Annotated in this window: 21 protein-coding genes; 8 read left to right on the plus strand and 13 right to left on the minus strand. The window is 59.7% G+C overall.

Annotated features, from left to right (window positions below; translation table 11 throughout):
* Positions 1–24: 24 nt before the first annotated feature.
* Positions 25–975 (minus strand): DUF1853 family protein, encoded by a 951-nt coding sequence (locus tag ACA061_RS11625; RefSeq protein ID WP_497301618.1) that lies wholly within the window; start codon positions 973–975, stop codon positions 25–27.
* Between the two features lie 115 nt (positions 976–1,090).
* On the opposite strand from ACA061_RS11625, the gene ACA061_RS11630 reads away from it, so the two are divergent.
* Genes ACA061_RS11630 through pepN form a run of 6 tightly spaced genes read left to right on the plus strand, consistent with a single transcriptional unit; the run spans position 1,091 to position 7,608 of the window.
* Complete coding sequence (locus ACA061_RS11630; RefSeq protein ID WP_042558815.1) at positions 1,091–1,981, plus strand: NAD(+) kinase; 891 nt, start codon at positions 1,091–1,093, stop codon at positions 1,979–1,981.
* A complete protein-coding gene (locus ACA061_RS11635; RefSeq protein WP_191626503.1) occupies positions 1,978–2,952 on the plus strand; it encodes a metallophosphoesterase in 975 nt (324 codons plus the stop codon). Before ACA061_RS11630 ends, ACA061_RS11635 begins: the two co-directional genes overlap by 4 nt.
* Positions 2,949–3,818 carry a rhomboid family intramembrane serine protease gene (locus tag ACA061_RS11640; RefSeq protein ID WP_150604976.1) on the plus strand — a complete coding sequence of 290 codons (870 nt, stop codon included), beginning with the start codon at positions 2,949–2,951 and terminating at the stop codon, positions 3,816–3,818. The genes ACA061_RS11635 and ACA061_RS11640 overlap by 4 nt, the downstream gene beginning before the upstream one ends.
* A gap of 34 nt (positions 3,819–3,852) precedes the next feature.
* Positions 3,853–4,113 carry a YeaC family protein gene (locus ACA061_RS11645; RefSeq protein WP_042558818.1) on the plus strand — a complete coding sequence of 87 codons (261 nt, stop codon included), beginning with the start codon at positions 3,853–3,855 and terminating at the stop codon, positions 4,111–4,113.
* Entirely contained in the window at positions 4,110–4,940 is an 831-nt protein-coding gene (locus tag ACA061_RS11650; RefSeq protein ID WP_497301621.1) for a DUF2797 domain-containing protein, read from the plus strand. The genes ACA061_RS11645 and ACA061_RS11650 overlap by 4 nt, the downstream gene beginning before the upstream one ends.
* 10 nt (positions 4,941–4,950) lie before the next feature.
* On the plus strand, positions 4,951–7,608 hold the full coding sequence (gene pepN, locus ACA061_RS11655; protein WP_497301622.1) for an aminopeptidase N: 2,658 nt from the start codon (positions 4,951–4,953) through the stop codon (positions 7,606–7,608).
* Positions 7,609–7,749: 141 nt separating this feature from the next.
* Here pepN and katG read toward each other — a convergent pair whose 3' ends face one another.
* The 7 genes from katG to ACA061_RS11690 all read right to left on the minus strand — a co-directional run bounded on the left by katG (position 7,750) and on the right by ACA061_RS11690 (position 16,294).
* The gene (gene katG, locus ACA061_RS11660; RefSeq protein WP_497301623.1) at positions 7,750–10,020 is read right to left on the minus strand and encodes a catalase/peroxidase HPI; all 2,271 of its coding nucleotides are present in this window, start codon (positions 10,018–10,020) and stop codon (positions 7,750–7,752) included.
* Between the two features lie 271 nt (positions 10,021–10,291).
* On the minus strand, positions 10,292–12,502 hold the full coding sequence (locus ACA061_RS11665; protein WP_497301624.1) for an LTA synthase family protein: 2,211 nt from the start codon (positions 12,500–12,502) through the stop codon (positions 10,292–10,294).
* 254 nt (positions 12,503–12,756) lie between these two features.
* Positions 12,757–12,954 (minus strand): helix-turn-helix transcriptional regulator, encoded by a 198-nt coding sequence (locus ACA061_RS11670; RefSeq protein WP_150595422.1) that lies wholly within the window; start codon positions 12,952–12,954, stop codon positions 12,757–12,759.
* Positions 12,951–13,325: a hypothetical protein gene (locus tag ACA061_RS11675; protein ID WP_210555182.1), complete on the minus strand. Its 375-nt coding sequence runs from the start codon at positions 13,323–13,325 to the stop codon at positions 12,951–12,953. The genes ACA061_RS11670 and ACA061_RS11675 overlap by 4 nt, the downstream gene beginning before the upstream one ends.
* Positions 13,326–13,476: 151 nt before the next feature.
* Complete coding sequence (locus ACA061_RS11680; protein ID WP_210555183.1) at positions 13,477–13,956, minus strand: copper chaperone PCu(A)C; 480 nt, start codon at positions 13,954–13,956, stop codon at positions 13,477–13,479.
* Positions 13,956–14,561 carry an SCO family protein gene (locus tag ACA061_RS11685; RefSeq protein ID WP_210555184.1) on the minus strand — a complete coding sequence of 202 codons (606 nt, stop codon included), beginning with the start codon at positions 14,559–14,561 and terminating at the stop codon, positions 13,956–13,958. The genes ACA061_RS11680 and ACA061_RS11685 overlap by 1 nt, the downstream gene beginning before the upstream one ends.
* Before the next feature lie 173 nt (positions 14,562–14,734).
* A complete protein-coding gene (locus tag ACA061_RS11690; RefSeq protein WP_210555185.1) occupies positions 14,735–16,294 on the minus strand; it encodes a sensor domain-containing diguanylate cyclase in 1,560 nt (519 codons plus the stop codon).
* Between the two features lie 225 nt (positions 16,295–16,519).
* Here ACA061_RS11690 and ycaC point away from each other — a divergent pair, with 225 nt between their 5' ends.
* Positions 16,520–17,152: an isochorismate family cysteine hydrolase YcaC gene (gene ycaC / locus ACA061_RS11695; protein ID WP_042558826.1), complete on the plus strand. Its 633-nt coding sequence runs from the start codon at positions 16,520–16,522 to the stop codon at positions 17,150–17,152.
* 363 nt (positions 17,153–17,515) lie between these two features.
* Here ycaC and ACA061_RS11700 read toward each other — a convergent pair whose 3' ends face one another.
* From ACA061_RS11700 to ACA061_RS11710, 3 genes are read right to left on the minus strand one after another with little or no spacing between them, the layout of a single operon-like run.
* Positions 17,516–18,754, minus strand: a complete 1,239-nt coding sequence (locus tag ACA061_RS11700) for a nucleoside permease (RefSeq protein ID WP_497301625.1) — start codon at positions 18,752–18,754, stop codon at positions 17,516–17,518.
* A 41-nt stretch (positions 18,755–18,795) separates the two neighbouring features.
* A complete protein-coding gene (locus ACA061_RS11705; RefSeq protein ID WP_497301626.1) occupies positions 18,796–19,878 on the minus strand; it encodes a sugar phosphate isomerase/epimerase family protein in 1,083 nt (360 codons plus the stop codon).
* Positions 19,868–21,058: a Gfo/Idh/MocA family protein gene (locus tag ACA061_RS11710; RefSeq protein WP_497301628.1), complete on the minus strand. Its 1,191-nt coding sequence runs from the start codon at positions 21,056–21,058 to the stop codon at positions 19,868–19,870. The genes ACA061_RS11705 and ACA061_RS11710 overlap by 11 nt, the downstream gene beginning before the upstream one ends.
* A 178-nt stretch (positions 21,059–21,236) precedes the next feature.
* On the opposite strand from ACA061_RS11710, the gene ACA061_RS11715 reads away from it, so the two are divergent.
* Positions 21,237–22,241 (plus strand): LacI family DNA-binding transcriptional regulator, encoded by a 1,005-nt coding sequence (locus ACA061_RS11715; protein ID WP_497301629.1) that lies wholly within the window; start codon positions 21,237–21,239, stop codon positions 22,239–22,241.
* Here ACA061_RS11715 and ACA061_RS11720 read toward each other — a convergent pair.
* Together ACA061_RS11720 and ACA061_RS11725 are read right to left on the minus strand one after the other, a co-directional pair.
* Positions 22,238–22,561, minus strand: a complete 324-nt coding sequence (locus tag ACA061_RS11720; protein WP_497301630.1) for a hypothetical protein — start codon at positions 22,559–22,561, stop codon at positions 22,238–22,240. The genes ACA061_RS11715 and ACA061_RS11720 overlap by 4 nt on opposite strands.
* A 484-nt stretch (positions 22,562–23,045) precedes the next feature.
* On the minus strand, positions 23,046–25,961 hold the full coding sequence (locus ACA061_RS11725; protein WP_497301927.1) for a PAS domain-containing hybrid sensor histidine kinase/response regulator: 2,916 nt from the start codon (positions 25,959–25,961) through the stop codon (positions 23,046–23,048).
* Positions 25,962–26,102 lie beyond the last annotated feature (141 nt).

Genomic DNA, 26,102 nt, shown 5'->3' on the forward strand with positions numbered 1-26,102 from the left:
GGGCCAGTATGAACACCACAAATCTCAGGATTGGCCCGGAACATTCGGCCACAGGTCGGACACCAGAAACAGCCGCTCCGCCTCTTCCCATTCCCCTCGCGCATTCTCGGTCAGGCGCACCATCAGTTGCGCTGGCGCCAAGGGTTCCAGCGCCTCGAGCCACATTTGCAAATGCTCCCGGCTCCAGGTCTGATCCGCCGGGTAATGCGCCGGTGCCAGCCAGGCATGGCGGGGCAGGGGTTGCCAACGTCCCGGCGGACGCTGCGCCAGGAATGCCGGCCAGTCTTTCTGATGCAACCAGCTGCCACGCAAATGCTGCGGATGCGCGCCATTCGGTGATTGCGACTTGCCGGGCCACGGGTAAAGCAGATAGCCGCCCAGCCACAGTTGTGCACTGAACGCCTCGATATCCAGAGCAGCCAGGGTTTCGCGGCTTTCCGGGCGCGCCGAAATCGGCAGTTGATGTTCAGCCAAGTGCGCCAGTTTACGATCCAGTCGATCATGGCAACCCGGCCCCAGCCATTGCACCGGATCGTGGCCGTCGCCATTTTGCGGGCCGAGGTAGAGCTTGATCGCCAGTTCCAGGTGATGCACGCCGTCGCGGTCACGCAGCAGCATGTCCAACTCGCCAAGGGTATGGCCCTCGCGGCGGATCGGCAGATTGGCCGCGATCAATTCAATGCCCGGCGCATGCTGCACGGCAAACTGCCACAGCCGCTCGTAATACAAACCCAGGCGCCGCGTGCGTGCCTGGGACAACCAGTGCAGCAAACCGTAGCTGTCGCGATCGAGCTGACGCAGCCATTGCTCCAGTCGCTCGGGATCACTGACCCAATCGCTGCCCGCCAGCGGATGGCGCTGCGGCCACGGTGTGGTCGCGAGCATCGGCGGGGCGAGGATCACCCACGCCAGGTCGCGCACTTCCGGATGGCGTAATTGGTGAGGCAACTGCAGCAAGTCGGGAAATAGGATCATCTTGCGAGCATAGCCTTAAACACGCGCCCACCCCTGAGGCTGAAAGGATTTTGTCTAACGGCGGCTTTCGCCCATAATCGGGTTTTTCGCGTTTTCGATTGTCCGCAGAGGTCCCATGGAGCAATTTCGTAATATCGGCATCATCGGTCGCCTGGGCAGTTCCCAGGTGCTGGATACCGTCCGCCGACTGAAACGGTTTCTGCTCGATCGTCACCTGCATGTGATCCTCGAAGACACCATCGCCGAAGTCCTGCCGGGGCATGGCCTGCAAACGTCGTCGCGCAAGATGCTCGGTGAAGTCTGCGACATGGTCATCGTTGTCGGCGGCGACGGTAGCCTGCTCGGCGCCGCCCGGGCGCTGGCCAAACACAATACGCCGGTGCTGGGGATCAACCGTGGCAGCCTCGGGTTTCTTACCGACATTCGCCCGGATGAGCTGGAAGTCGAAGTCGCGAAAGTGCTCGACGGCCATTACCTGGTGGAAAACCGCTTTCTGCTGCAAGCCGAAGTTCGCCGCCACGGCGAGGCCATCGGGCAGGGCGACGCGCTCAACGATGTGGTGCTGCACCCCGGCAAGTCGACGCGGATGATCGAGTTCGAGTTGTACATCGACGGCCAGTTCGTTTGCAGCCAAAAGGCCGACGGCCTGATCGTCGCCACGCCGACCGGCTCCACTGCATATGCGCTGTCTGCCGGTGGCCCGATCATGCATCCCAAGCTCGACGCCATTGTGATCGTGCCGATGTACCCCCATATGTTGTCCAGCAGGCCAATTGTGGTCGATGGCAACAGTGAGCTGAAAATCGTCGTGTCCAAAGATATGCAGATCTACCCGCAAGTCTCCTGCGACGGGCAGAACCACTTTACCTGCGCGCCGGGCGACACCATCACCGTCAGCAAAAAAGCGCAAAAGCTGCGGCTGATTCACCCGCTCGACCACAACTACTACGAAGTCTGCCGGACCAAGCTCGGCTGGGGCAGCAAGTTGGGTGGTGGAGGCGACTGATGCTCGATCCCGCGCGCAGTTATGACTTGATTGGTGACGTGCACGGATGCGCGCAGACCCTCGAACACTTGCTTGATCGCCTCGGCTATCACAAGCAGGGCGGGGTCTGGCGGCATCCATCGCGCATGGCCGTGTTCGTCGGCGACATCATCGACCGTGGGCCGCGGATTCGCGAGGCGCTGCACATCGTCCACGACATGGTCGAGGCCGGTCAGGCCTTGTGCATCATGGGCAACCACGAATTCAACGCTCTGGGCTGGAGCACCCCGGCGCCACCGGGCAGCGGCAAGCAGTTTGTGCGCGAGCACACGCCGCGCCATGCGCGCCTGCTGCATGAAACCCTGACGCAATTCGAAGGCCATCCGGGCGACTGGCATGACTTCCAGCAGTGGTTCTATCAACTGCCGCTGTTCGTCGATGCCGGGCGTTTTCGCGTGGTGCACGCCTGTTGGGATGCCGGCCTGATAGAGCCGTTGCGCGCGCTGTTCCCCGATGGCTGCATTGATGAACACTTCCTCCAGGCGTCGGCAGTGCCGGGCAGTTTCGCCTGCACCGTGTTCGACCGTTTGCTGCGCGGCACCGACATGCGCCTGCCCGATGGCCAGACCATGACCAGTGGCGACGGTCTGGTGCGTTCGTTCTTCCGCACCAAGTTCTGGGAAGACGATCCGAAAACCTACGGCGACATTGTCTTCCAGCCCGATGCACTGCCGGAACCGGTGGCGCAAACCCCGCTGACTTCAAGCGAAAAGAATTCCCTGCTGCGCTACGGCGTCGATGAGCCGTTGCTGTTCGTCGGCCACTATTGGCGCAGCGGCAAACCGGCGCCGATCCGCCCGAACCTCGCCTGCCTGGATTACAGCGCGGTGCTCTACGGCAAACTCGTCGCCTATCGTCTGGATCAGGAAACACGTCTGGATCCGCATAAATTTGTCTGGGTCGATGTCGAGCGGCCGGAGGTCCTGCAATGAGTTCGGTAGCGGTATTGCGTCTGCCCCTGGCGGTGGATCTGAGCGGTTTCGTCACGCTGTTGCAACGCATGCAAGTGCCCCATCGAGTCAGTGAAGAGGCGGGCGAGCAGGTGCTGTGGGCGCCTGCGGAGATCAGCGACGACGTGCGTTCGCTGTACGAGCGTTTTCCCGCTGGCGATCCCGATCAGCAGCTGGATATCCCGGTTACGCAGACTTTCAAACGCCCCGGTTTTGCCGAGCAACTGAAGCATGCCAAAGCCACCGGGTTCATCCTGCTGCTGAGCCTGATAGTCGGCGGCCTGACCTTCCTCGGCGAAAATCTGGAAACCCTTCGCTGGCTGACCTTTCTCGATTTTCGCGTAATCGGCGAGTACATCCATTTCACGCCATTGGCCGATAGCCTCGCGGCGGGGCAGTGGTGGCGTCTGGTCACGCCGATGCTGATTCACTTTGGCATCCTGCACCTGGCCATGAACGGCATGTGGTACTGGGAGCTGGGGCGGCGTATCGAATCGCGTCAGGGCAGCATCAACCTGATCGGCCTGACCTTATTGTTCAGCCTCGTTTCCAACTACGCGCAATTTGTCTGGAGCGGCCCGACCTTGTTCGGCGGTCTGTCCGGCGTGCTTTACGGCTTGCTCGGGCATTGCTGGATCTTCCAGTTGCTGGCGCCGAACCCGGCTTATCGGCTGCCGCGCGGCGTGTTGGTGATGATGCTGGTGTGGCTGGTGGTGTGCATGTCCGGGCTGATCTCGATGATCGGTTTCGGCGAAATCGCCAACGCCGCGCATGTCAGCGGGTTACTCATCGGATGCTTCACCGGTTTGTTGGGTGGTTTGTATAACCGCCGTAAACTGGCCATCTAATTTTAGTTTGTAGATAAAGAGCACGGAGACCCAGATGTCCTCTTTTAACGACATGATCAAGAACATCACCCCGGACATCTACGAGAGCCTGAAACTGGCCGTGGAAATCGGCAAGTGGGCCGACGGTGGCAAGCTCACCGCCGAACAGCGCGAGTTGTCGTTGCAGGCGATGATCGCCTGGGAAATCCAGAACCTGCCTGAAGACCAGCGCACCGGTTACATGGGCCCGCAAGAATGTGCGTCGAAGTCGATCGAAGTGCCGAACATCCTGTTCAAGTCGGATGCCATCCATTGATCGAGATTGGCCGCGGTGCAATCAGCAAAATGTCGGCACGCCTTGACGGGCCGAACGTGCAATACGCGTTTCGTCTGGATGATGTCGAGGTGCCGGTCAACCCGTTGATCGGCACGACTGTGCGTCTGGAATACCTGGGGGCGATCCACTGCACCCATTGCGGGCGCAAGACCAAAACCAGTTTCAGTCAGGGGTATTGCTACCCGTGCATGACCAAACTGGCGCAGTGCGACCTGTGCATCATGAGTCCGGAGCGTTGCCACTTTGATGCGGGCACCTGCCGGGATCCGGTGTGGGGCCAGCAGTTTTGCATGACCGACCACGTGGTCTATCTGGCCAATTCGTCGGGGATCAAGGTCGGCATCACCCGTGCAACCCAATTGCCGACGCGCTGGCTTGATCAGGGCGCCAGTCAGGCATTGCCGATCATGCGCGTGTCTACGCGCCAGCAGTCGGGCTTCGTTGAAGACCTGTTCCGCAGTCAGGTGGCGGACAAGACCAACTGGCGTGCGCTGCTCAAGGGCGATGCGGTGTCCGTGGATCTGGCGCAGGTGCGTGATCAGTTGTTTGAAAGCTGCGCCGAAGGTTTGCAAGCCTTGCAGGAGCGATTCGGCCTACAAGCCATTCAGACGATTGCCGATGTAGAACCTCTCGAAATCCGCTATCCGGTCGAGCAATACCCGGCCAAAATCGTCAGCTTCAACCTGGACAAGAGCCCGATTGCCGAAGGCACGCTGCTGGGGATCAAGGGCCAGTACCTGATCTTCGACACCGGCGTGATCAATATTCGCAAGTACACGGCTTATCAACTCGCCGTGCATCAATAAGGATTCCAGCATGCGCACCGAACAACCGAAGATGATTTACCTCAAGGACTATCAGGCGCCCGAGTACCTGATCGACGAAACGCACCTGACCTTCGAGTTGTTCGAGGACCACAGCCTGGTCCATGCGCAACTGGTGATGCGCCGCAACCCGGCGCGTGGCGCGGGTCTGCCGCCGCTGGTGCTTGATGGCCAGCAACTGGAATTGCTGTCGGTGACGCTGTCTGATCAGGAACTGAGTGCCGATGCTTATCAACTCAGCGAAAACAACCTGACCCTGCAACCGACCAGCGAAACCTTCACGGTCGACACCAGCGTCAGGATCCACCCGGAAACCAACACGGCGCTCGAAGGCCTGTACAAGTCCGGCACGATGTTCTGTACCCAATGCGAGGCCGAAGGCTTCCGCAAAATCACCTATTACCTCGACCGCCCGGACGTGATGAGCAAATTCACCACCACCGTGGTGGCCGAACAGCACAGCTATCCGGTGCTGCTGTCCAACGGCAACCCGATTGCCTCGGGCCCCGGCGAAGACGGCCGGCACTGGGCAACGTGGGAAGATCCGTTCATGAAACCGGCGTACCTGTTCGCGCTGGTGGCCGGTGACTTGTGGTGCGTTGAAGACACTTTCACCACCATGACCGAGCGCGAAGTCGCTCTGCGCATCTATGTCGAACCGGAAAACATCGACAAGTGCCAGCACGCCATGAACAGCCTGAAGAAGTCGATGCGCTGGGACGAAGAGGTCTACGGTCGCGAGTACGATCTGGACATCTTCATGATCGTCGCCGTCAACGACTTCAACATGGGCGCCATGGAGAACAAGGGCCTCAACATCTTCAACTCCAGCGCCGTGCTGGCCCGCGCCGAAACCGCCACCGACGCCGCACACCAGCGGGTCGAGGCGATCGTCGCCCACGAATACTTTCACAACTGGTCGGGCAACCGCGTGACCTGCCGCGATTGGTTCCAGCTGTCGCTCAAGGAAGGCTTCACCGTATTCCGCGATTCCGGCTTCTCGGCCGACATGAACTCGGCCACGGTCAAGCGCATTCAGGATGTCGCCTACCTGCGCACCCACCAGTTTGCTGAAGACGCCGGCCCAATGGCCCACGCCGTGCGCCCGGACAGCTTCATCGAGATTTCCAACTTCTACACCCTGACCGTGTACGAAAAGGGTTCGGAAGTGGTCGGCATGATCCACACCCTGTTGGGCGCCGAGGGCTTCCGCAAGGGCAGCGATCTGTACTTCGACCGCCACGATGGCCAAGCCGTGACCTGCGATGACTTCATCAAGGCCATGGAAGACGCCAACGGTGTCGACCTGACCCAGTTCAAACGCTGGTACAGCCAGGCTGGCACACCGCGTCTGGCAGTGAGCGAGTCTTACGATGCTGCAGCGAAAACCTACAGCCTGACCTTCCGCCAAAGCTGCCCGGAAACCCCGGACAAAGTGGAAAAACTGCCGTTCGTGATCCCCGTTGAATTGGGCCTGCTCGACAGCAAAGGCAACGAGATTGCCCTGCGTCTGGCCGGTGAAGCGTCGGCCCAAGGCACCACCCGCGTGATCTCGGTGACCGAGGCTGAGCAGACGTTTACCTTCGTCGATATCGCTGAACAGCCGCTGCCATCCTTGCTGCGTGGTTTCTCTGCGCCGGTGAAACTGAGCTTCCCGTACAACCGCGATCAACTGATGTTCCTGATGCAGCACGACAGCGACGGTTTCAACCGCTGGGATGCCGGCCAGCAACTGTCGGTACAGGTGCTACAAGAACTGATCGGCCAGCAGCAGAAGGGCGAAAACCTGAAGCTCGATCCGCGTCTGGTATCGGCACTGCGCACCGTGCTGTCCGATGAATCGCTGGATCAGGCGATGGTTGCCGAGATGCTCTCGCTGCCGGGTGAGGCGTACCTGACTGAAATCAGCGAAGTCGCAGACGTTGATGCCATCCATATCGCCCGTGAATTTGCCCGCAAGCAACTGGCTGAAGGTTTGTTCGAGGCGCTGTGGCTGCGTTATCAGGCCAACCGCGACCTGTCGAAGAAAACCCCGTACGTGGCCGAGGCCGAGCACTTTGCCCGTCGTGCACTGCAGAACATCGCGCTGTCGTACTTGATGCTCAGCGGCAAGCCGGAAGTGCTGGCGGCGGCGCTGGAGCAATTCGAAACGGCCGACAACATGACCGAGCGCCTGACCGCGCTGGCCGTATTGGTCAACTCGCCGTTCGATGAGCAGAAAGACCTGGCGCTGGCGAGTTTCGCCGAGCATTTCAAGGACAATCCGCTGGTCATGGATCAGTGGTTCAGCGTGCAGGCCGGCAGCACGTTGCCGGGCGGTCTTGCGCGGGTAAAAGCGCTGATGCAGCACCCTGCGTTCAACATCAAGAACCCGAACAAGGTGCGTGCGCTGGTGGGGGCTTTTGCCGGGCAGAACCTGATCAACTTCCACGCGGCGGACGGCTCCGGTTATCGCTTCCTCGCGGATCTGGTGATCGAGCTGAACGGCTTCAACCCACAAATCGCCTCGCGCCAACTGGCACCGCTGACGCGCTGGCGCAAATACGACACTGCGCGGCAGGCATTGATGAAAGGGGAGCTGGAGCGGATTCTGGCTTCCGGGTCGCTGTCGAGTGATGTGTATGAAGTGGTGAGCAAGAGCTTGGCGTAACGCTCGCCTAATCAATATCTTCGGCAAACACAAAACCCTGTAGGAGCTGCGGCACGCTGCGATCTTTTGATCTGATCTTTAAATCAACATCAAAAGATCGCAGCGTGCCGCAGCTCCTACAGGGGTTTTGCGTTTTGTCAGTTACTTCACATCGAACCGATCCAGATTCATCACCTTCGTCCACGCTGCGACGAAGTCTTTGACGAACTGCTCCTTCGCATCCGCACTCGCATACACCTCCGCGACCGCCCGCAATATCGCGTTGGAACCAAACACCAGATCAACCCGCGTTGCCGTCCATTTCACGCTACCGTTTTTACGGTCGCGGCCTTCAAACTCTTCCGCGTCCGGTGAGGTCGGCTTCCACTCCACGCCCATGTCCAGCAGGTTGGTGAAGAAGTCGTTGGTCAGCGCTTCGGTCTGGCTGGTGAACACGCCATGGCGGGTTTGCCCGACGTTAGTGTTCAGCACCCGCAGCCCACCGAGCAGCACGGTCATTTCCGGCGCGGTCAGGGTGAGCAATTGCGCCTTGTCGATCAGCAGTGCCTCGGCCGCTACGGTGTATTTACCCTTGCTGTAATTGCGGAAGCCATCGGCAATCGGCTCGAGAAAACCGAACGACTCGACATCGGTTTGCTCCTGAGTCGCATCCGCACGCCCCGGGGTAAATGGCACGGTGACCGAGTGGCCGGCATTTTTCGCCGCTTGCTCGACCCCGGCATTGCCCGCCAGCACAATCAGGTCGGCCAGCGAAACGTTCTTGCCGGTTGCGCCGCCATTGAACTCGCCCTGAATGCCTTCAAGGGTTTGCAGGACCTTGGCCAGTTGCTCAGGCTGGTTGGCTTGCCAGAACTTCTGCGGTGCCAGACGCAGGCGACCACCGTTGGCACCACCGCGTTTGTCCGAGCCACGGAACGTCGACGCCGCCGCCCATGCGGTCGACACCAGTTGCGAAACAGATAGGCCCGAGGCCAGCACTTTGCTTTTCAGCGTGGCCACATCGTTATCGTCGATTAGCGGATGAGTGACCTCGGGAATCGGGTCTTGCCACAGCAGCTCTTCATTCGGCAGTTCCGGGCCGAGGTAGCGTGACAGCGGGCCCATGTCGCGGTGGATCAACTTGTACCAGGCGCGGGCAAATGCATCGGCCAACTGATCGGGATTGGCCAGGAAACGCCGGGAGATCTGCTCGTAAGCCGGATCGAAGCGCAGTGCCAGGTCAGACGTCAGCATGGTCGGGTCGATACGCTTGTTCGGGTCATGGGCATGGGGAATGGTGCCGGCGCCCGCACCGTTCTTCGGTTTCCACTGGTGCGCGCCGGCCGGGCTTTTGGTCAGTTCCCACTCAAAGCCGAACAGGTTTTCCAGGTAGTTGTTGCTCCATTGGGTCGGCGTGGTGGTCCAGGTCACTTCGAGGCCACTGGTGATGGTGTCAGCGCCCTTGCCGGTGCCGAAGCTGTTCCTCCAGCCCAGCCCTTGTTCTTCCAGCCCGGCGGCTTCCGGTTCAGCACCGACGTTATCGGCAGGGCCGGCGCCGTGGGTTTTGCCGAAGGCGTGGCCGCCGGCGATCAGCGCCACGGTCTCTTCATCGTTCATGGCCATGCGGCCGAAGGTTTCGCGAATGTCGCGGGCCGACGCTACGGGGTCTGGATTGCCCTCGGGGCCTTCCGGGTTCACATAAATAAGACCCATCTGCACGGCGGCGAGCGGGTTTTCCAGATTGCGTTCGCCCTGATCGGTGCGGCTTTCTTCTTTGCCGTGCAAATCCGGCTCGGCGACCAGCGTACCGTCACCAGGCTCCTGCATCGGTTCCTTGCTTTTGCCGTAACGGCTGTCGCCGCCCAGCCATTCATTTTCCGAGCCCCAGTACACGTCTTCATCCGGTTCCCAGACGTCCGCGCGACCACCGGAGAAACCGAAGGTCTTGAAGCCCATGGATTCCAGCGCGACGTTACCGGTGAGGACAATCAAGTCAGCCCAGGAAATATTGCGACCATATTTCTGTTTGATCGGCCACAACAGGCGCCGGGCCTTGTCGAGGCTGACGTTGTCCGGCCAGCTATTGAGCGGGGCAAAACGTTGCTGGCCGGAGCCGGCGCCACCGCGGCCATCCGCGGTGCGATAGGTGCCGGCGCTGTGCCAGGCCATGCGCACGAAGAGCGGGCCATAGTGGCCAAAGTCTGCCGGCCACCAGTCCTGTGAGTCGGTCATCAGTGCGCGCAGGTCTTGTTTCAGTGCCTGGAAGTCCAGGCTTTTGAAGGCGTTGGCGTAGTCGAAGTCCTTGCCCAGCGGATCGGACTTGGGCGAGTGCTGGCTCAGGATCTTCAGGTTGAGTTGATTCGGCCACCAGTCACGGTTCGTCGTACCACCACCGGCGGCGTGGTTGAACGGGCATTTCGATTCGTTTGCCATGTTCGGGTCCTTATCAGGTCTGCGACGGCCGGCTCGTGCCGACTTCGGACTTGTAAGGCTAGACCCGAGTTGGCGAGTCAGCTAATAGCCCGACTGATGGGCGCTGATAGGCAGAACCTTTTACCGCAGATGTTGCTGCAAAACCCTCACTCGCCATAGCGCATAACCCCCTGTAGGAGCTGCCGAAGGCTGCGATCTTTTGACGTTGGCCTTTAAAAAAGCAAGATCAAAAGATCGCAGCCTGCGGCAGCTCTTACACGGGATTGCGCAGTCAACTCGACTGCGCGGCCTCGTCCTCAAGCACGTCGTCGAGAATGTCCTCTTGCCCCGGCACTTCAGTGATCACACTGAAATCCGTTACCTCCACCGCGCCCAGTCCATAGCCCAGCAAATGGAACGAGAACGCCTTGCGCTGTTGCGGGTTATCAAAGCTGAAATCCATCTCCAGCGGTTGATCCGCCGTGGCGACCATTTCTGCCGGCAATCCCAGTTGCACGTCCTGCTCGAACTCCTTGGCCTTGAGCTGAATGTACGCAGCCTGTTGCGGATCGACAGAGCGTACGGTCAGGCGCACGCGGGTGTGCGAGCCCTTGGGCATTTCCAGGTATTGCGCGCCGATCAGGTTGTCGGCCCAGTCGTCCTTGATCTGCGCTTGCAGGGGGATGACGTTGGTGCTGCCGAACTGATAGCGATGGTTGAGCGGGGTGCGCAGCAGCGACAGGTCGAGCGCCGTGGCGCGGGCGGCGATTTGCCGGGCGCGCTGGCCGCTGTAGCTGCCCTTGAAGGTGGCGCTCTCGGCGATGAAACCGGCGCTTTCGTAGTAGCGGCAGCGGCGCGGCATGTCACATTCGGAGAAGATGCCCTGGCCGTTGTGATAGCGCAGTTTGCCGTTGGTGAACGACATGATTTCGCGACCGGAATCGTAGTCGCGAAACAGCGAGCGACCGCTTAGCGCGGTCGGCACCGGCAGGTCGAAGTAGTCAAGGATCGACGTGCTCAGATCAACATGGCCATAGACCCCGGCATTCAGTCGCGGCAGTTGTGCCTGCTCCGGCGCCAGCGTCAGGTTGAAGCCCCACGACGAGGCCAGACGTACACCGTCGATGCCGTGGGATTCATCCGAAGTGATCACCACCAGCGTGTCTTTGAGCACACCTTGTTGTTCAAGACCTTTGAGGAATTCATCCAGCGCATCGTCCAGGTATCCGACGGCGGCTTGCTTGGGTGTCTCGTAGCGCTCCAGATATTCGTCCGGCGCGGAGTAGGGTTGATGCGTGCCCACCGTCAACAACGTCAGCATCCACGGCTGTTTCTGCTTGTTCAGTTGGCCGACATAATCCAGCGCACCCTCGAAGAACGCCTTGTCATCCTTGCCCCACGGAAACTCCAGATAGTTGGCATTGGTGAACCATTCCAGGCCATGCGTCGCATCGAAACCGATGTGCGGCATGATCTTGTCTTTGGCCATGAAGCGCAGGCCGGCGCCTTGCAGATAGTGGGTGCTGAAGCCATGTTCGCGCAGCTGCGCCGGCAGGCACGCCTGATTGCGCTCGGTGAGGGTGAGCATTTCCACGCCTTTGGGCGTGCCGTTGTTGAGTTTGTCGTAATCGCCACAGAGCATCGCGTACAGACCGCGAATGGTCTGGTGCGTGTGCAGAACGTAATCCGGAGTGTTCATGCCGCGCTCGGCCCAACGGCTGAGGTTGGGCATCAGGTCTTCCTGATAATGGCTGCCGATGGCTTCGCGATTGGCGCGGACGTAAGCGCCGGGAATGCCTTCCAGGGCAATGACCAACACGTTGCGCGCCTGCCCCGGCGCGGCCAGCAGTTTTTGACCATTGAGGTCGACGTCGGTGAGCCCGGCCATGGCCGGCGCGACTTCCTCGACATCGCCGTCCAGCCATTCCTCGGCGTGTATCTGCAGGTCAGCCACTTCGGTGGCGAGCAATTGATGCGGCAGGTTGTACGCGCGCCACGGATCGTCTTCGCTCGGCCACAGGTTCTGCGCGCCCCAGTGCGCGGCAAATAGCACCAAAGGCGCGCTCCAGACCCCGCGGGGCAGGGGTGGGCGGACAATGCCGCGACCGGTGAACTGCGTCAGCAGCCAGAATGCCAAGGCCAGCAGCAACGTGATGCCCAGCGCCGGGTGCGCCAAACCACCACCAGTTGAGTTTTCGACAAATTGCGGATCAATCAGGTAATGCAGATCGGAAGGACTCGGCAAACGGCCAACGGCGCTGACCAACTCAGCCGTTGCCACCGCCAACAGCGCCCAGAACACCAGCACCGGCAGCGCCAGCCACCACGCTCGGCGATGCAGCAGAATCACCAGCAGACTGCCAATGGCCAGATCCGACAAATAGCCCAGCGGTGTCGACCAGCCGAGCGCCGCGCGCAGGCACACCGGCACAATCAGTACCAGCAGAATCAGAGAGAACAGGCGGGCATGCGGCTGCCGCAACCAGCGAAAAAGAGCGCTCACAAAAAAAGACCTTCCAGTCATTAAATCGTCAAAAAAGTGTGGGCGATGATACCAAGGGTCAGCGGTCTGATCGCCTTTTAAAACTTGAAGGTGATCCGATGTCGGGCGGACTTGTCAGCGTGGGCACTGGGCTAGGGCCCAGTCAGGGGTGGGTGTTTGACAATTAACCGGGATATGGCTGGCGAACCGGTGCCGGCGGTTTTTTGTTTCAGGCTGTTTAACCGAAACTGGAATCCGCCTGCACCGACTTTTGCTCAGTTCAAGCCATCATCAAAAATGCTTTCAATCGACAGCTCAAACGCCCGGGCGATCTGAAACGCCAGCGGCAGGCTCGGATCGTAGCGTTCGTTTTCGATGGCGTTGATCGTCTGGCGTGACACGTTGAGCCTTTCAGCCAGATCGACCTGTGACCATTTGCGCTCGGCGCGCAGTGCCTTGAGGCGGTTTTTCATTGGTAGCGGCGTCGGGCGATTTGCAGGCCGAGGATCCACATCGCGCCCATCACTGGCCACACGCAAGTCCATGGAATGTGCGGCGCGCCGACGTTTTCCAGAAAACCGTAGCTGAAGGTCAGCAGTGCTGAAGCGGCAAACGCGAAGCCCAGCGCTTCGAACTGGATGCGCAGATGCATTTCATCCATGCGGCGCATGTTGCGCACGATGGCCCAGCACATCAAACCTGCCGGCAGGATCGGCGTCAACGCGACAGCTGAGCGCAGAATAATGTTGGCATCCATCAGGTATTGCGAGGCAACCAGTGAGGCGACCAACGCCACCGTGTAAAGGATGAGTGCTGCGCCCATTTCCAGGTAATACCGGTTCATGCTTACTTCCTATGTAAAAGACCCTTTACATAGTCGCGAAAGATTTTCCTCATGTAAAGCCTGCTTTCCACAAAAGCCGATTTCCCAAACCCAAAAAGGGGCGGCCTGATCAACGATCAGGCCGCCCCTTTTTTGTTACCGCTCCGTCAGATCAATGCATCTTGCTGTGATCGTGACCTTCCATGCTGGTCAGCGAACGCACGCTGGCCTTCACTTCAACGGTTTCTTTTTCGCCCTTGGCGTTTTCCACGGTCAGGGTCAGCGGCACGGATTCGCCTTCTTTCAACTGACCGGTCAGGCCCATCAGCATGACGTGGTAACCGTTTGGATCAAGCTTGACGGCTTTACCTGCCGGCAGGTCGACCGATTTGACCGGGCCCATGCTCATGACGTCGTTCTTCATGCTCATTTCGTGGATTTGCACGTCTTTGGCCACTGGCGTCGCAACGCTGAGCAGCTTGCTGTCGCTGTCGGCGGTGACGATCATGAATGCGCCGCTGGCGGATTGGGTCGGCACGGTTGCACGTACCCATGCATCGTCAACCTTGGTCTGTGCAGAGACCTGGAAGGCCAGGCCCAGCAGGGACAGACCGAGTACCGCGCGTTTGATGTTGTTCAGAAACGGTTGCATCAGCAAACCTCCATAACGGTAAGCAAATCTTCCGTGCATTCTTCTGCCGAAAGCGAGGTGGACAGACCCAGGCGCAGTTCGCCGCGCGAGTCGAAGACGTAACTGGTGGAAGTGTGCGAGATGGTGTAGGTGTCGCCGGCCGGCACCTTCTCGAAGAACACGTCGAATTCCTTGGCCGTGGCCTTGGTTTCCTCAAGCGTACCGTACAGCGCGACGAAGGTCGGGTCGAAGGCTTTGACGTAGGCGTCGAGGATTTGCGGCGTGTCGCGCTCAGGGTCGAGGGTGATGAAAATCACCTGCAAGCGATCGCCGTCCTTGCCCATCAGTTTCTTGATTTTTGCCGCGCGGGCCAGGGTGGTCGGGCAGACCGCCGGGCACTGGGTGAAGCCGAAGAACACCATCGGCATCAGGCCGCGGAAGCTCGACAGGGTCATGGTGTCGCCGTCGGTGTCCTTCAGTTTGAAGGTGCGGCCCATGATCTTGTTACTCAGATCCTTGCCGTACTTGTACGACAGTTGGCCGCGGGTGTCGCAGCCGGCGAGCAGGCCGAGCCCGAGTACGCCCATTCCCGCAAGTACCTTGCGGCGAGTCAACAAAGCCGTCATCTAATACCGCCTTTTGCAGCCCGTCAGTCGGCAGGACTGGCGAGGGGTTAACCGTAAAAGCGGCGCATGATACCAAACTGAACCGGCCAGTCGGTTTTCGATCGGCTGACAGGGTGTCGCAGGGCGACAAAAGGTGTAAGAAAAAGTGACCAGTGCGAGCGACGAAGGTGTTATCAGCTCATCACCGCCGAACTCGAACACCAACGGTTGCGCCCCTGTTGCTTGGCCTCATAGAGACGGGTGTCGGCCGCTTTCAACAACGAGGCCGGCGTGACCGTATCGTCGACAGGATGACGCGTGGTGATGCCAGCACTGGCCGTGACGTACCCCAGAGGATGCCCGGCGTGCGCAAGCTTCAGCGCACGAATACTCTGCAAAATGTCCTCAGTGACCTGAATCGCCCCGGCGCTATCGGTGTTGGGCAATAACACGGTGAACTCTTCGCCGCCGTAACGTACGGCCAGGTCACCCGGGCGTTTGACCGCTTGCTGGATCGCCTGGCCGACCGCGCTCAGGCAATCATCACCCGCCGCATGTCCGTATTGGTCGTTGTAGCGTTTGAAGTGGTCGACATCGAGCATGATCAACGACAGCGCCGAACCCTGGCGACGGGCCAATCGAATTTCATCGGCCAGCGAATTATCCAGGCGTCGACGGTTGCCGAGCCCGGTCAGGGCGTCAGTCAACGCCATGTCGCGCATGGTCTGATGGGCGTGGCGGATTTGTCGTTCCATCGCCATACGCTGGCGCAACTGGCTGAGGACGATGAGGCCGAAACAGCTCAGCACCAGAATCAGAAACACCAGCACGAAGCCGTTCTTCAGCAAATCCTGCTGCCAGGGTTCGATGATCGAATCACGCGACAGACCGGCCTCAACCACCAGTGGGTAGGTGGTGAGGGCACGATAGCCATACAAGCGCTCGGTGTCGTCGACGACGGCGCGCACTTGCGCGATGCCTGAGTTGGAGTTGGGTAAATAGGTCTTGAAGATCTCGCTGTTGGCCAGGCTCTTGCCGATCACCGAGGCGATGAACGGGCGGCGCACGAGGATGGTGCCGTCGCGCCTGGCCAGCACCAGCGCGCCTTTGTCATCGATGCGAAAGTCACCGTAGTAATCGACGAAATAGCTGACCTTGACCGTGCCCAGCAACACGCCGGCGAACGAGCCATCGGCATTGTTCAGCCGGCGTGATATGGGAATGATCAGGTCTTTTGTGGAGCGGCTCTCGACCACATCGCCGATGCGCACATGGCGATCTTCATGGGTGCGGTGGTACTGGAAATAATCACGGTCGGCGTTGTTCGCGGTCTCGGGCGTCACCTCCTTGTCGGTGACGATCCACTGTCCATCAGGACCGTAGATAAACAAGCCGTGCAGCTGCGGCATGATTGTCGATTGCTGCACCAACAATTTGTGAATGCGCGGGACATCGAGGTTTTGCAGGCCATCACCCTCGATCCGCTCACTCAGGGCGGCGGTCAGCACGTCCATCTGGCGGATGGTGTCTTCGGCATGCTGGGCCGTGGCGCGGGCGAGGTTGGTCACCGAGTTGCGCGCAGAATCGAAGGCTGCACGGTAGTCGCGCCAAGTTCGCCAGCTCTCGACCGCCAAAAAGGCCATGACCACTACCAGCATGAAACTCACCGTCAGGCGGAACGTCGATCCGGCGCGCACGGCTTTCAGGGATGCGGGGTTGTCTGTGTTCGGCTCTGGCGAGTGGCGTCCGAGCATGAACATCTCCTTGGGTTTATTGCACACGTGAAGCTGGTAACAGTATGACAAGGATCGCCGGGAAGGTCGGGATGCCAGCGAAATCCGTGATCAGTGTCGCGTGATTGTCCTGTTCAAGTTGACGGTTAAACGCTTTTCAGCCGATTTATCCAGCGCTGGAGTGTCAGTAATCTGAGCCCATCTTGAACGCAACAAGAACTTCCCCAACTAAAAAGGACTGCACAGATGAACACGCCAACCTACAACCGCCTCAACAAAGACGACGCCGTAGTACTGCTGGTTGACCACCAGACCGGTTTGATTTCTCTGGTGCAGGACTTCTCGCCGAACGAATTCAAGAACAACGTTCTGGCGTTGGCCGATCTGGCGAAATTCTTCGAACTGCCGACCATCCTCACCACCAGTTTCGAACAAGGCCCGAACGGCCCATTGGTACCGGAACTGAAAGAGATGTTCCCGGACGCGCCCTACATCGCCCGTCCAGGCCAGATCAACGCCTGGGACAACGAAGACTTCGTCAAGGCGATCAAAGCTACAGGCCGCAAGCAGATCATCATTGCCGGCGTGGTCACCGATGTTTGTGTGGCGTTCCCGACACTGTCAGCCCTGGCCGAAGGCTTTGATGTGTTCGTGGTCACCGATGCCTCCGGCACCTTCAACACCACTGTGCAACAAGCCGCATGGAGCCGCATGACCCAAGCCGGCGCACAAATGATGAACTGGTTCTCGGTAGCCTGTGAGCTGCACCGCGACTGGCGCAACGACATCGAAGGGCTGGGTAATCTGCTGTCGCAGCGTATTCCGAACTATCGCAACTTGATGAATGGTTATGCGGCGCTGACGGCGCAGCAAAAGTAAGCTGGCACTGTCACAACTCGAAAAGCCTGCCCTGAAAAGCAGGCTTTCGTTCGTTCAACTGAACACGCACCATCCTGTAGGAGCATTCGAGTGCAACGAGGCTGCGATCTTTTGATCCTGTTGTTTGAAATCAAGATCAAAAGATCGCAGCGTGCCGCAGCTCCTACAGGGGGCGGTAGGGTCTAGATGGGACGCTGACTAACCAAAAGCCTGCCCTCAAAAGCACGCTTTTGTTTGTTCAACTGACACATCATTCTGTAGGAGCATTCGAGTGCAACGAGGCTGCGATCTTTTGATCCTGTTGTTTGAAATCAAGATCAAAAGATCGCAGCGTGCCGCAGCTCCTACAGGGGGCGGTAGTGCTTAGACGGGTGAGGGGATCACAGCCTTGTCGCTGTCTCGTCCTTTGAACGTCATCCAGAAAAGCAGCATTACCGCAACCGAGAAACCGGCTGGAAATAGCCAGATGCTGCGCCAGTCATGCCCGTTTGCTGAGGCAAAGTGGTCGGTGATCTGGCCGGCGATCCAGAAGCCGATCAGCATGCCCAAACCGTAAGTCGCCAGGGTAATCAAGCCTTGAGCCGAGCTGCGAAAGCGCTCGGGGGCTTTGGCGTCGGTGTAGATTTGCCCGCAGACGAAGAAAAAGTCGTAGCAAACGCCGTGCAGCGCAATGCCGATGAGCAGCATGAATGCTTGATCACCGTTGTCGCCGAAGGCAAACAGCACGTATCGCAACGCCCAGGCCAGCATGCCGACCAGCAACGCAATCTTGATGCCGAAGCGCTGAATGAACAGCGGCAGAAGCAGCATGAACAGCACTTCGGACACTTGCCCGATGGCCATCTTCGCCGTCGGATTGGTAACACCGATTTCGGCAAGAAACGGGTTGGCATTCTGGTAATAAAACGCCAGAGGAATACAGATCAGAATGGACGCGAGGAAGAACACCAGATAGCTGCGATCTTTGAGCAGACTCAACGCATCGACACCCAGCATCTGCTTCAGGCTTGCCGGGCCGGCAGTGGATTTCAGCGGTGCGGTATTCGGCAGGCTGAAGCTGTAGAGCCCCAACACCAGCGACACTACGGCAGACATCAGGAAGGTGTTGCGCAAGCCGCCCGCCGCGATGGCTTGTTGGGAGTCCCAGGCAAAACCAAAGCTGATCACGATGCCGGCGACAATCCAGCCGACGGTGCCCCAGACGCGTATGCGCGAAAACTCCAGGGCCGGGTCTTTGATTTGTCGGAACGCCACCGCATTGACCAAGGCCAGCGTCGGCATGTAGACCATCATGTAGGCCAGCACATAGGGATAAAAATCGCTGAAATCTGGCGCCCGATAGAGCTGGAACAACAGCACCGCGCCGATCAGATGCAGCACCGCCAGGATGCGTTCGGCGTTGAAGAATCGATCGGCAATCAGGCCAATGACGAAGGGCGCAATGATCGCACCCCACGACTGGGTCGAGAACGCCATCCCCACCTGTCCACCGCTGGCCGCCAGCGTGGTGGTGAGGAAGGTGCCGAGGGTGACGAACCAGCCACCCCAGATAAAAAACTGCAAAAACATCATCACGCTGAGTCGCGCATTCATTACGTTCATTTCAATCACCGTATTATTTTTATGTCGGTAACAGCGGTAAATCAGTGGTCGTGAAGCCCCAACAAACGTCGGTTGGATTGCGCGTCAGCGCTCACGCTGGCGAAGTCGTCGAACGCCTTGCGGGTCTTGGTGATCATGTGTTGTTCGATGAAGGCGGCGCCTTCGGCAGCGCCTTGCGCGGCATCTTTCAGACAGCATTCCCACTCGAGCACGGCCCAGCCGTTGAAGTCGTATTGGGTCAACTTGCTGAAGATCGATTTGAAGTCGATCTGGCCGTCGCCCAGCGAGCGGAATCGACCCGGGCGATCAACCCAGCCTTGATAGCCACCGTAAACTCCGGAACGCGCGTCGGCGCGGAACTCGGCGTCCTTCACATGGAACATGCGGATGCGCTCGTGGTAGCGATCGATGAATCCCAGGTAATCCATCTGCTGTAACAGCAAGTGGCTCGGGTCATACAGAATCGCGGCGCGCGGATGATGATTCACCGCCTCAAGAAAACGCTCGAAAGAGGCGCCGTCGTGCAGGTCTTCGCCGGGATGGATTTCGTAACACAGGTCTACACCGGCCTCGTCGAAACAGTCGAGTATCGGCAGCCAGCGCTCGGCCAATTCGGCAAAGCCTTGCTCGACCAGTCCGGCAGGGCGTTGCGGCCACGGGTAGACATACGGCCAGAGCAGGGCGCCGGAAAAAGTTGCATGGGCAGTCAGCCCAAGTCGCTGACTGGCGCGTGCTGCGAGCTTCAATTGATTGATCGCCCACTCCGTGCGCGCGTGCGGCTTGCCGCGCAAATCCTCTGGGGCGAAGTCGTCGAAGAGGCTGTCGAACGCCGGATGCACCGCGACCAGTTGCCCTTGCAGATGGGTCGACAGCTCGCTGATCACCACGCAGGCCTTGGCGCAAGTTGCGATAAGTTCGTCGCAGTAATCCTGACTGTCGGCGGCGCGATCAAGATCAATGAAACGCGTGCCAAGGGTCGGCAACTGGATGGCCTTGTAGCCTTGCGAGGCCGCCCATTGCGCAATGTTGGCGAGGGAGTCGAAGGGCGCTTCGTCAGAGATGAACTGCGCGAGAAAGATGCCCGGGCCGCGCATGCCGCCAGGGTTTGTTTGATCAGTTGTCATTGGCGGATGCTCCGATTGACTGGCGAGGTATTTCGCTCCACTTGGCATCACCGCGATGGTTGGCGATAGCGGTTTCGATGAAGGCCATGCCGCGCAGGCCGGCTTCTATGCCGGGCACGCCGGGCGCATCAGGGCCGCTCGCGCCCTGGAGAATGGCCTGTGCGAGGTCGCCGTAAAGATTGGCCATGGCCTCCAGATAACCTTCCGGGTGCCCGGCGGGCAGACGCATGCGCCGGGTCGCTGCTTCACATAACCACGGTTGGCCGAGGCCGGATCGCAGCACGCGCATGGGTTCGTTCAATGGTCGGTGGGTCAGACTGGCGGGCTCTTCCTGACGCCACTCCAAACCACCCTTGTCGCCATACAGACGAATTTTCAGCGGATTCTCTTCACCGGCGCAGACCTGACTGGCGATCAACACGCCGCTGGCACCGTCGGCCATTTTGAACAGCATGGCGGCGTCGTCATCCAGTTGGCGGCTGCTGAAGTGCGAGCCAAGCATCGCGCTGATGAACTGGATGGGCTGACCGGCGACAAACTCCGCCAGGGAAAACGCGTGAGTGCCGATGTCACCGATGCAGCCGCCGATGCCCGATTGTTCAGGGTTGTCGCGCCAGTCGGCCTGCTTGTTGCCTTGGCCGGCGACGTCGCTGCTGAGCCAGCCTTGCGGGTATTCGACGAGGACTTTGCGCAAGCGCCCGATAACGCCGCTGGCGACCATTTCCCGGGCCTGCCAGACCATCGCGTAACCCAGATAGGTGTGCGCCAGCGCGTAGATTCGCTGACTGCTGCAGACGACGCCTTCGAGCGCCTGCACTTCGGCCAGATTGAGCGCTGCAGGCTTCTCGCTGAAGACATGGAAACCGGCGCTCAACGCTGCGCTGGCGATAGGGGCGTGCAAGTGATTAGGCGTGACGATCACCAGCAGCTCCATGCGCTGATCGGGCGGCAGCCGGGATTCGGCGGCGAGCATGTCTTGCCAGGCGTCGTAACAGCGTTGCGCAGGCAGACCCAATACGGCGCCGCTGCGCTGATTGTTCTGCGCGTCTCGGCTGAACGCACCGCAGACCAGTTCAAAGCGTCCATCGAGGCCGGCTGCCTGCCGGTGTGCCTGAGCGATGAAAGCGCCTTCACCCCCACCGACGAAGCCCATTCTTATTTTTCGAGCAGCAGCAATCATGGCAATTGTCTCTGTGGATAGTGCATCAGTCGTCTATGATGTAACCGGTTACATCGTGGGCGAAATCTAGGCTCGAAATGCACGGCTGTCAAACCATCTCGGACGAATGTCGGCGTTTCGGAGGGCGGCGCGGTGCGGTAAGCTCGGCGGCCGATTTGATTGAAAGAGCGAGGCAGACTTGTCCAATATCCGCGAAGTGGCACGGCTGGCGGGCGTTTCGGTGGCAACAGTGTCAAGAACACTGAAGTCGCCGGAGCGCGTACTGCCTGACACCCGCGATCGGGTCATGGCTGCCGTCGAACAGGCCGGATATCGCCCGAATCTGATGGCGGTGCAGTTCCGCTCACGCAGAACCGGGAACCTGGTGATTCTGGTCCCGACCATCGCCAACACATTTTTCGCCCGAGTCATCAGCGGTGCGCAAAAGGCTGCGCAAGCCGCCGGCTACAGACTGTTGCTGTGCGATACCCAGGGCCGCGAAGCACTCGAACGCCAGTTCGCTGATCTGGTGTATGCCCATCAAGCGGATGGCGTGATTCAGCTGCGTGCCTTCGACCCCTTCGAAGGCTCCACTTCGGGGAAGGATCTGCCACCGATCGTCAATGCGTGCGAAGTGATCCAGCAAGGCCGTCATCCGACAATCAGCCTCGACAATGTCGCGGCCGCCAAGGCGATGACCGAGCATTTGATCGCGCTGGGGCATCGGCGCATCGGCCTGATCAAAGGGTCGAAAGGCAGCCCGCTGACGCGAGATCGTCTGGCGGGATACGAACAGGCGATACGCCAAGCGGGTCTTGCGCTGGACGACACGCTGGTTTGTCACGGCGATTTCAGTTTGGCTGCGGGCTATGCCGGCGCCGGAAAAATGCTCGCTCTCGACGACCGGCCGACCGCGCTGTTTTGTGAAAATGACGAGATGGCGATTGGTGCGTTGAAGCGCATCAAGGAGCAGGGGTTGCGCGTCCCGGAGGATATTTCGCTGGCGGGATTCGATGACATCCCGATGGCGGCTTACTGCGATCCGCCGCTGACAACCATCTCCCAACCGGCGGAAGTGTTTGGCGAGAAAGCCGTCGAAATGCTGATTGCGCTGATCGAGAAACAGCCGTTGCCTGCTCGACATGTGGTGTTGCCGTTTCAGCTGACGCCACGTGACAGCACGGCGCGATTTGAAATGGCTTAGTCGCCTTCCAGTTTCAACGATTGATACCACTCGGCATACGGCGTGTTGCTCACTTTATACCGGTTGTAATCCGCACTGCCGTCCTCCCACCAGACCGGGCCACGCTCGCCCAGTGCCACTTTGGCGGCGTGCACATGTGCCCTTGCTGCTTTCAATTTTTGCGGGTCATCCAGCAACTTTGCCGCTTTGACTTCGCGTCGTGCTGTCATCAAGTCGTCGACCAGATGCTGGCGCTTTTGCGGGTCCAGCGCCGGGTTGCTGCACCGCCAAAGCTGTTCTTTGACCACGAAATAACGGCCGTCAGGCGTGGTTGGGTGCATCTGTGAGCCCCTCTCATTTTAAATATTGATAGCCGAGCTAACGGCAGTTCAACGGCATAAATACGCTCAGTCAATCGGCTGCGTTAAATCGGGGCTGGCACAGGCAAAACATCCAGTGACTGATCCACCGCTATCGCCAGCAGGCTGGCTCCTACAGGAAATCTGCAAGGGTCGAAAATGTGTGGGCACCGCAGCTCCCACCAGGTTTTGTGGTGTTCACAAGATTAATGCCCCCACCGAACAATGTAGGAGTGAGCCTGCTCGCGAAGGCGTCGACACGGTCAAAACATCCGATAACTGTTCCACCGCTATCGCCAGCAAGCTCGCTCCCACAGGTTTGTGCGTCGCTTACAGATCTTCGGCCAGCACACAAACCTGTAGGAGCATTCGAGTGCAACGAGGCTGCGATCTTTTGATTGTGATTTTTACAATCAAGATCAAAAGATCGCAGTGTGCCGCAGCTCCTACAGGGGCCGGTTGCGGTTTACGGCGTTGTCGCTTCGGACAGCAAATTGCTGACCCGCGAAACCAGGGTGTCGACTGCAAAAGGCTTGGTCAGCACTTGCATGCCCGGTCCGAGTTGAGCGCTGCCGATAACGGCGTTTTCGGCGTAGCCGGTGATGAATAGGGTTTTCAGTTTCGGGCGGATTTCCCGGCCCGCATCGGCCATTTGCCGGCCGTTCATGCCGCCCGGCAAGCCGACATCGGTGATGAGCAGGTCGATCTGCGCGTTGGAGCGCAGTACCTCAAGGCCCTCAACGCTGTCAGCCGCATCCAGCACTGTGTAGCCAAGTTCGCAGAGCACGTCTTTGAGCAGCATCCGCACGGTGGGTTCGTCGTCGACGATGAGGATAGTCTCGCCTGCTTTTACCAGCGGTGTTGTCGTGCTGCGGGTGGCGTCGTAATTTTGTTTGGCTTCGCCGCGATAGCGTGGCAGGTAGATGCACATCGTGGTGCCTTGGCCGACTTGTGAATGCACGCGCACCTGGCCACCGGATTGTTTGGTGAAGCCGTAGATCATCGACAACCCAAGCCCCGTACCCTGGCCGAGCGGTTTGGTGGTGAAAAACGGGTCGAAGGCCTTGGCGATGACTTCCGCGCTCATGCCGGTGCCGGTGTCGGTGACGCAGAGGCAAAGGTACTCGCCCTCGGGAATGTCCAGTGTGTGGACCGACTCGATGGTCACGGCGCGGTTGGCGGTTTCCACCGTGATGCTGCCGCCATCTGGCATGGCATCGCGGGCGTTGATGCACAGATTCAGCAGAGCGTTTTCCAACTGGCTGGCATCGACCAGCGCCGGCCAAAGATCGGGTGCCACCAACGTCTTCAAGCGAATGCTCGGGCCGACGGTGCGCTGGATCAGCTCGGTTATGCCGACAATCAGCGTGTTGACGTCCGTTGGCCGCGGATCGAGGGTCTGGCGTCGAGAGAACGCCAGCAGTCGATGGGTAAGCGCCGCCGCACGTTTTGTCGCGCCTTGGGCGGTCACCAGATATTTGTCGACGTCCTTGATACGACCCTGAGCGATGCGTTTTTCCATCAGCTCCAGGGCGGCGGAAATGCCGGCCAGCAGGTTGTTGAAGTCATGGGCCAGGCCGCCGGTCAGTTGCCCGACGGCTTCCATTTTCTGAGATTGCCGCAGCTTTTCCTCGGCTTGCATGAGATCGGCAGTGCGCGCGATTACACGTTGTTCCAGGGTGTCGTTGAGCGCGCGCAGTGCCGCGTTGGCCCGATCGCGCTCGGCCTCGACACTGCGCCGCTCTTCCACATCGATCAGCACGCCGGGGAAGCGCAGCGCCGTACCGTCGTCGGCGCACTCGACGCGCCCGTTGGCCTCGAGCCAGTTGTATTTTCCATCGGCGTCGCGCACCCGGTACTGATGGGAATAGGCGCCGCCGCGAGCAATCGCTTCGTTGATCGCACCGATGAGTCCTTCGCGGTCGTCGGGGTGAACGGTCGTCACCACTTGTTCCAGGCTCAGACCGGTGCGGCCCAAAGCAGGATCGAGATTGAACACCTTGGCGAAGGCTTCATCCACGGTAAAGCTATCGGTCGGCAGGTCCCAGTGCCAGGTGCCGATAATGGCGCCGGCGGCGAGGGCGAGTTGTACGCGCTCGACGTTTTCACGCGCGAGCGCTTCGCTGATGCGCAGGCGCTCTTCGGCGTCGCGTCGTTCGGTGACGTCATTGAAGAGGATCGCGATTTGCCGGTCGGCCGGGTCGCCGACTCGTACGGCACGCACGTCGAACCAGCGCTCAAAGGTGTTGGCGTAATTTTCGAAGTTCGCCGGCTCGCCCGTCTTGGCCACGTGCCCGTAGGTCTCGAACCAGAACTTTTCCAGATTGGGGGCAAACTCGGTCACCCATTTACCACGCAGATTGACCCCGCATTGACGTTCGAACGCCGGATTAGCCTCGACGAAGTAGTAATCCACCGGAAGATCGTCGGCGTCGAATTTGACGTTGACGATGGCGAATGCGGCTTCGATGGTTTCCAGAATGGTGCTGAAGCGTTCTTCGCTCAGGCGCAGCGCCGTTTCGGCACTGCGCGAGCGCGTCAGATCAAGCATCGCGCCGATCATGCGCTCGGCGCGGCCGTCGGCATTGCGGATCAAGTGTCCGCGGTCGAGCACTTCGGCGTAGGAACCGTCCTGGCAGCGGAAGCGATATTCGGCGCTCCAGGTCGATCCGCTGCCGTCGATGGCAGAGCGAATCGAGGCTTCGACGCGTTCGCGATCCTGCGGGTGGATCTGGGCAAGGCGCCAGTCACTCGTCGGCTCGATGGCTGCTGAAGGGAACCCATAAGCCTGCTGCAAGGCTTCGTTCCAGACAATCTGCCGGGTCTGCAGATCCCAGTCCCAGACCGCGTCGCGTGTTGCCTTGAGCGCCAGGCGATAGCGCTCTTGCGATTCGAAAAGCGCACGGCCGGCGAGATGCTCCTGGGTGCGGTCACGAAGGATTTTCACGAAGCCCAGATGGGATTGATCGTCAGCATAGAGCGGCATCAGTTCGCCCGACGCCCAGAACAATTTGCCGTCCTTGCGCAGGTGCCAGCGTTCATCTGAGGCGCGTCCTTCAAGCAGAGCGCGCTGCATTTCCAGTTCAACACGGCCGGAGGCGCGATCGGCTGGTGTGAAAAAACTCGCAGCACTCTGGCCGAGCATTTCCTCGGCGGTCCAGCCCATGACATTGACGGCGCCGGCGTTCCATTCGGTGATAATGCCCCGCGGGTCGGTGGCGACCATGGCGAAATCGATCGCGCACTCGAAGATTGCCCGCTGGCGCGCTTCACTGGCGGCGAGCGCCGCTCGGCTGGCGGCCAGTTGCGCGGCGATATCGTGCTGTACGTCGCTGATGAGTGTTTGTCCTGCGCCGGTTTCGAGCGCCTGGCGCAGACGCATGACCTCTGACTCAAGCGCTTCGCGGGTAAGATGTTTCAGGATTTTCACCACTCACGCCTGATGATTATTGTGGCCCGGGCTCGTTCAACGTATTGCAAACGAACACTACGGGTCACCCATTGACACGGCGCGCCCTGCATA

Source organism: Pseudomonas sp. LBUM1668 (genome assembly GCF_059695715.1).

Coding starts and splice junctions, on each gene's coding strand:
- ACA061_RS11680 (WP_210555183.1), bottom strand. CDS start 13,956: ATGCAACCGTTTCTGAACAACATCAAACGCGCGGTACTCGGTCTGTCC.
- ACA061_RS11725 (WP_497301927.1), bottom strand. CDS start 25,961: ATGCGTCTGCGCCAGGCGCTCGAAACCGGCGCAGGACAAACACTCATC.
- ACA061_RS11685 (WP_210555184.1), bottom strand. CDS start 14,561: ATGACGGCTTTGTTGACTCGCCGCAAGGTACTTGCGGGAATGGGCGTA.
- ACA061_RS11710 (WP_497301628.1), bottom strand. CDS start 21,058: ATGATTGCTGCTGCTCGAAAAATAAGAATGGGCTTCGTCGGTGGGGGT.
- ACA061_RS11630 (WP_042558815.1), top strand. CDS start 1,091: ATGGAGCAATTTCGTAATATCGGCATCATCGGTCGCCTGGGCAGTTCC.
- ACA061_RS11640 (WP_150604976.1), top strand. CDS start 2,949: ATGAGTTCGGTAGCGGTATTGCGTCTGCCCCTGGCGGTGGATCTGAGC.
- ACA061_RS11645 (WP_042558818.1), top strand. CDS start 3,853: ATGTCCTCTTTTAACGACATGATCAAGAACATCACCCCGGACATCTAC.
- ACA061_RS11705 (WP_497301626.1), bottom strand. CDS start 19,878: ATGACAACTGATCAAACAAACCCTGGCGGCATGCGCGGCCCGGGCATC.
- ACA061_RS11675 (WP_210555182.1), bottom strand. CDS start 13,325: ATGAACCGGTATTACCTGGAAATGGGCGCAGCACTCATCCTTTACACG.
- ACA061_RS11720 (WP_497301630.1), bottom strand. CDS start 22,561: ATGCACCCAACCACGCCTGACGGCCGTTATTTCGTGGTCAAAGAACAG.
- ACA061_RS11690 (WP_210555185.1), bottom strand. CDS start 16,294: ATGCTCGGACGCCACTCGCCAGAGCCGAACACAGACAACCCCGCATCC.
- pepN (WP_497301622.1), top strand. CDS start 4,951: ATGCGCACCGAACAACCGAAGATGATTTACCTCAAGGACTATCAGGCG.
- ACA061_RS11700 (WP_497301625.1), bottom strand. CDS start 18,754: ATGAACGTAATGAATGCGCGACTCAGCGTGATGATGTTTTTGCAGTTT.
- ycaC (WP_042558826.1), top strand. CDS start 16,520: ATGAACACGCCAACCTACAACCGCCTCAACAAAGACGACGCCGTAGTA.
- ACA061_RS11625 (WP_497301618.1), bottom strand. CDS start 975: ATGATCCTATTTCCCGACTTGCTGCAGTTGCCTCACCAATTACGCCAT.
- katG (WP_497301623.1), bottom strand. CDS start 10,020: ATGGCAAACGAATCGAAATGCCCGTTCAACCACGCCGCCGGTGGTGGT.
- ACA061_RS11670 (WP_150595422.1), bottom strand. CDS start 12,954: ATGAAAAACCGCCTCAAGGCACTGCGCGCCGAGCGCAAATGGTCACAG.